Raw genomic sequence first — 6,346 nt, 5'->3', positions numbered from 1 at the left:
CCCTCAACGGCAACGTCCTGACCAACGACGTGCAAGGCGCCGATCGCGTGCCGACGGGCCCAAGCGCCGGGCCGATCACCCCGGGCACCTTCACCGGGACCTACGGCACACTCGTTCTGAACGCCAACGGCACGTACACCTACACCCTGAACACCAGCGACGCCGACTTCAAAGCGTTGCACGGCAATGGCAGCGGCACTGAAACCTTCACCTACGTCATCACCGATGCCGACGGCGACACCAGCACCGCGAACCTTGTACTGAACATCCACAACAACGACGACCCGGTGACCCTCAACGGCCTCGACGTTTACGGCGGCGAACTCACCGTCTACGAGAAAAACCTCAGCGACGGCACCAGCCCGAACGCGCCGGCCCTGACCCAGAGCGGCACCTTCACCGTGACCGCCCTCGATGGCCTGCAAACCCTGACCGTGGGCGGGATCAACGTGGTGACCGGTGGCGTGGCCGCAGGCTTCCCGCAATCGATCGTCACCCCATTGGGCAGCACGCTGACCATCACCGGCTACAACCCGGCCACTGGCGTGATCAGCTACAGCTACACCTTGGCCGATAACGAAACCCACCCGACCGCCAACGGTGCCAACAGCATCACCGAGAACTTCAATGTCGTGGCGACGGACACCGACGGCAGCACCGCGTCGGGCCAGATCAACGTCAACATCGTTGACGACCTGCCCACCGCCAACCCTGATCACGCCTCGGTGGGCGAGGGCGCGACTGTCTCGGGCAACGTGCTGGATAACGACATCGGCGGTGCCGACGGCCCGGCGCTCAGCGGTGCAGTGATTGGCGTGCGCGCAGGCGCGGACACCTCGACCTCGGCCATCGGTGGCCTGGGCACGAATATCAACGGCACCTACGGTTACCTGACGCTGGATGCCAACGGCAACGCGACCTACCACAGCAATCCGAATGCGGTGAACGGCCCGGGCGCGACCGACGTGTTCACCTATACCGTGCGCGATGCCGACGGTGATGAAAGCACCACCACCATCACCATCGACGTGTCCAACAGCTGCATCGTCGCGTCCCGCGATACCGACGTGACGGTCTATGAAAAAGCCCTGGACCTGACCAAGGACGGGCAAGACCTGGCGGCCGGCACGGTCATCGGCAGCGATCCAACCAGCACCGGCGAAACCGCCAAAGGCACGCTGGTCGGCTCGGTCACTGGTGCGACTGGCGCAATCACCTACACGCTGGTGGGCAGCGCCACGGGTAACTATGGCCAGATCCAGCTCAACCCCAACGGCACGTACACCTACACCCTGACGTCGCCTGCGACCACAACGCCGCATGCCAACGACGGCGCGAATTCGCTGACTGAAAGCTTCACCTATCAAGCCACCGATTCGCTGGGTAACAGCACCACCAGCACCATCGTGGTGAAGATCGTCGATGACGTGCCAAAAGCCTTCGACGACAGCAACGCCGCCAAGGCGTCGGAAACCGCTCTGACCCTCAACGGCAACGTCCTGACCAACGACGTCCAGGGCGCAGACCATGTTGCCACCGGGCCGAACGCCGGGCCTGTGACCCCAGGCACTTTCACCGGCACTTACGGCACCTTGGTACTCAACGCCAATGGCACATACACCTACACGCTGAACGCCAACGACGCCGACTTCAAAAACCTGCACGGCGGCGGCACAGGCACCGAAACCTTCGCCTACACCCTCACCGATGCCGACGGCGATACCAGCACTGCCAACCTGGTGCTGAACATCCAGAACAACAACGACCCGGTCACGCTCAACGGCCTCGATGTGTACGGTGGTGAACTTACCGTCTACGAGAAAAACCTCAGCGACGGCACCAACCCCAATACCCCGGCCCTGACCCAGAGCGGCACCTTCACCGTGACCGCGCTGGACGGTCTGCAAACCCTCACCGTGGGCGGCATTGCGCTGGTCACCGGTGGCGTGGCGGCAGGCTTCCCGCAATCGGTGGTCACACCGCTCGGCAGCACGCTGACCATCACCGGTTACAACCCTGCCACTGGCGTGGTCAGTTACAGCTACACCCTGGCGGACAACGAAACCCATCCAACCGCCAACGGCGCCAACAGCCTCACCGAGAACTTCACCGTGGTGGCGACGGACACCGACGGCAGCACCGCGACAGGTCAGATCAACGTCAACATCGTCGATGATTTGCCCACCGCTGCGCCGAACACCGCCAGTGCGATCGAAGGCGCTACGGTCAACATCAGCGTACTTGGCAACGACGTACCCGGTGCCGACGGAGCGGCGGCCGGCGGGGCAGTGATCGGCGTGCGGGCCGGCAGCAACACCGCCACCTCTGCCGTCGGTGGCGTGGGCACCAACATCAACGGCACCTACGGTTACCTGACCCTGGATGCGGCGGGCAACGCCGTGTACCACAGCAACCCGAACTCGGTCGGCGTCGCGGGCGCCACCGATACGTTCACCTACACCATCCGCGATTCCGATGGCGATGAAAGCACCACCACCATCACCATCAACGTTACCGACAGCGGCCTCAAAGCCGTGGTCGATCAAGACGTCACGGTCTACGAAAAAGCCCTCGACCTGAACCAGGATGGTCCGGACCTGGCCGCCGGCACCGTCACCGGCAGCGACCCGGGCAACACCGGGGAAACGTCCACCGGGACGCTGGTCGGTTCCGTGACCGGCGGCAGTGGCGCCATCACCTACACCCTGGTCGGCAGTGCCACCGGGACCTATGGGCAAATGCTGCTCAACCCCAACGGCACCTACACCTACACCCTGACCTCGGCGCCGAAAACTTCGCCGAACGCCAACGACGGCCCGAACACCCTGAGCGAAAGCTTCACCTACAAAGCCACGGATGCCTCGGGTAACAGCACCACCAGCACCATCGTGGTGAACATCGTCGATGACGTACCCAAGGCGGTCGCCGCCGATCGTTCGGTCGCCGCGGTCGAGATCGATTCCAACCTGCTGTTGGTGATCGACGTCTCCGGCAGTATGGCCGATGCGTCCGGCGTACCCGGGCTGTCGCGGTTGGCGCTGGCCAAGCAGGCGATCAGTGCCTTGCTCGACAAATACGACGACCTGGGCGATGTGAAAGTGCAGATCGTCACCTTCAGCAGCAACGCCACTGACAAGACATCGATCTGGGTGGATGTCGCGACCGCCAAGTCGATCATCTCCGGCCTGACTGCCGGCGGTGGCACCAACTACGACGCGGCTGTCGCGACGATGCAAACCGCGTTCAACACCTCGGGCAAACTGACCGGGGCGCAGAACATCGGTTACTTCTTCTCCGACGGCAAACCCAACGAAGGCGACATCGGCACCGCAGACGAAACCGCGCTCAAAGCCTTCCTCGACGCCAACAGCATCAAGAATTACGCGATCGGCCTGGGCAGCGGCGTGAGCAACGCCAACCTCGATCCGCTGGCCTATGACGGCAGCACGCACACCAACACCAACGCGGTGGTGGTGACCGATCTCAACCAACTCAACTCGGTGCTGTCGGGCACGGTGGTCGGCGCGCCGGTCACGGGCACCTTGCTGGAAGGCGGCACGTTCGGCGCCGATGGCGGCTTCATCAAAACCCTCGTGGTCGACGGCACGACGTATACCTACGACCCTAAAGGCAACAGCAATCAGGGTTCGTTGAACTTCAGTGGCGGCGCCAACCACGGCACGTTCAACACGGTGAACAACAGCATCAGCATCGCCACCAACAATGGCGGCACGTTGGTGGTGAACCTCGACACCGGCGAGTACACCTACACCTCGCAAAAAACCACGGCGGTGGTGATCACCGAAAACATCGGCTTCACCGCCAGCGACAACGACGGCGACCTGGCCAGCTCCACGCTGACGGTCAAAGTCATTCCGAACGCGGCACCGGTGGCGGCCGATGACCACATCATCACCAACGTGCTCTCGGGCAACATCGTGGTGCCGGGTGAATTGCTGCTGGCCAACGACACCGATGCCGATGGCGATCCGCTGACGGCTTCACCCACCAACTTCAACACCGGCTGGATTTCAAAAGGCGCCGACTTCACCGGCACTGGCGCGATCAGCTTCGCCTCGACCGGCAACAACACCGCTAACCAGGTCCTGGCGAATGTGCGCAACGCCTTTTCGGCGAACGCGGCCACCATGACGGCCGTGCTGGTGATCAGTGGTTATCTGGGCGGGGTAACCACCGGCAACGCCAACGATGAGGACCGGATTACCGTCAACCTCAAACAGGGCGAAACCCTTAACCTGGACCACAACCTGGCAGGCGGTCACATCGCCATGGAGTACTCGCTCAATGGCGGCGCGTGGATCACACTCGCGGACGGGCAAACCCTCACCGCGGCGGCGGACGGGACCTACCAGATCCACGTTACCAACATCACCAACACCAGCGGCAGCGGCGTGAACAACGCGGAAAACTATCAGCTGACCATGACCCTCAACTACGCCGGGGGCCACGACATCGCCCCGGATGCCCACGGCACTTACACCGCCAATGACAACCACGGCGGCAGCGACAGCGCGGGCGTGACCATCAGCTATCAGGACGGCCACACTCTCACCGGCACGGCTGGCGACGATGTGTTGGTGGCGGGCGCCGGCGACAACGTCCTCAATGCCGGCGACGGCAACGACGTGCTCACCGCCGGCTCCGGCAACAATGAGCTGCACGGCGGCGCCGGCAATGACTTGCTGTTCAGCGGCACCGGCAACGACATGCTCGACGGCGGCACTGGCACCGACACCGTGAGCTATGCCCACGCCACCGCCGGGGTCACGGTCGACCTGAGCCTGGCCTCCGCGCAAAACACCGGAGGCGCCGGCACCGACACCCTGACCGCCATCGAAAACCTCACCGGCTCCAACTTCAACGACTCGCTCACGGGCGATAACTTCAGCAACGTTATCAACGGTGGCTTGGGCGACGACATCCTCAAGGGTGGCGGCGGTGACGACTTCCTGATTGGCGGTCTGGGCAACAACACCCTCACTGGCGGGGCAGGGGCTGACACCTTCCAGTGGCTCAAAGGCAACAGCGGCCATGACGTGGTCACCGACTTCACACCAGGCACCGACAAACTCGATTTGTCGCAACTGCTGCAAGGCGAAAACGGCACCGCGGCATCGCTGGATGACTACCTGCACTTCAAAGTCATCGGCAGCGGCGCCTCGGTCCTGACCAGCATCGACGTCAGCGCCATGGCCGGCGCGGCACCGAACCAGACCATCGACCTGGCCGGCGTCAACCTGGCCAGCCACTACGGCGTCACGCCGGGAGCGGGCGGGGTGGTGGCGGGTGGGCATGACACAGCGACGATCATCAATGGCATGTTGAATGACCATTCGTTGAAGGTGGACACCGTGTGATCTGAAGGCTGACCTCTGAAACGACAAAACCCGCCATTCCTGTGTAAGGAATGGCGGGATTTTTGTTGTCTGTGAGATCGCTTTCGCAAGTAAGCCCGCTCCGACACTTTGATCTTCAGTGAACACAAAACAGGCGAACAACCCAGGTCAACTGTAGGAGCGGGCTTGCTCGCGAAGAGGCCCGAAAGTCCCCCACAAAACTCGCAGCCTGAAGAGCTGTTGTGGCGAGGGGGCTTGCTCCCGCTGGGTTGCGAAGCAGCCCCAAAACCATTCACCGCGATTGTGTCTGATAAACAGCGTTTCGCTGGTTCTACGACTGCTGCACAGCCGAGCGGGAGCACGCTCCCTCGCCACAGGAAAGTGTTCGCCCCAGAATTTTTGCTAACCCTGCGGAACGAAATTATCCAGCATCCGGTTCACCGCCAACTCACCCAGCATCACCACCTGCTGAATCCCCAACACCGTGTTGCGATGCGACCCCTCCATCAATCCCGCGAAATTACTCAGCATCACACTCGCCGACGCCAGGGTTTCGCAGGCGTTGACCAGCAGGGTCTCGTCGTTGGTATCGGGGTCGATTGAGTAAATCGTGCTCGGTTTACGCGGAGTGTCTTTGGGAACGACCGGTTTGAGGTAGTAATCGAGGGCGCGGTCGGCGGCTTCGTTGAGTTTTTTTGAATCGGGGGTTTCGTAGGGGGAAACGTCGTCGGTTTCGGGTGGGTTGGGTGTGATTTTGAACATGGTGAAACTCCTTGATCAATGAGGCCACCACGCATCGCTGCTAAACGAAAGGTGGCGACTGTACGCGGGTTAGCAGACCAGGGATCAAGGAACCCGGCGCACCGAAGTGCCCCACGCACAGTCACCAAAACGCCAATCAGGAGGCAAAAAAACCGACTGATCAAGAGGGGACATTGCGTGCCTTGATATTTACCGAGCTGCTAAACCCGATCGCTGCATTTGCAACG

At 62.2% G+C, this 6,346-nt stretch carries 2 protein-coding genes; one reads left to right on the top strand and one right to left on the bottom strand.

Going from position 1 to position 6,346, the window contains the following annotated elements; all coding sequences use genetic code 11:
- Positions 1-5,378 (top strand): Ig-like domain-containing protein (locus K0F88_RS11430; protein ID WP_257605242.1); only part of this gene is annotated, 5,378 nt, incomplete at its 5' end.
- A gap of 381 nt (positions 5,379-5,759) precedes the next feature.
- Here K0F88_RS11430 and K0F88_RS11425 read toward each other — a convergent pair.
- The gene (locus tag K0F88_RS11425; RefSeq protein WP_094468562.1) at positions 5,760-6,119 is read right to left on the bottom strand and encodes a DUF6124 family protein; all 360 of its coding nucleotides are present in this window, start codon (positions 6,117-6,119) and stop codon (positions 5,760-5,762) included.
- Positions 6,120-6,346: the final 227 nt, after the last annotated feature.

This window comes from Pseudomonas sp. UMAB-40, from assembly GCF_900095275.1.
GTDB lineage: Bacteria > Pseudomonadota > Gammaproteobacteria > Pseudomonadales > Pseudomonadaceae > Aquipseudomonas > Aquipseudomonas mandelii_B.
The sequence above is the reverse complement of the archived record's forward strand: the minus strand, read 5'-3'. Positions and strand labels throughout refer to the sequence as shown.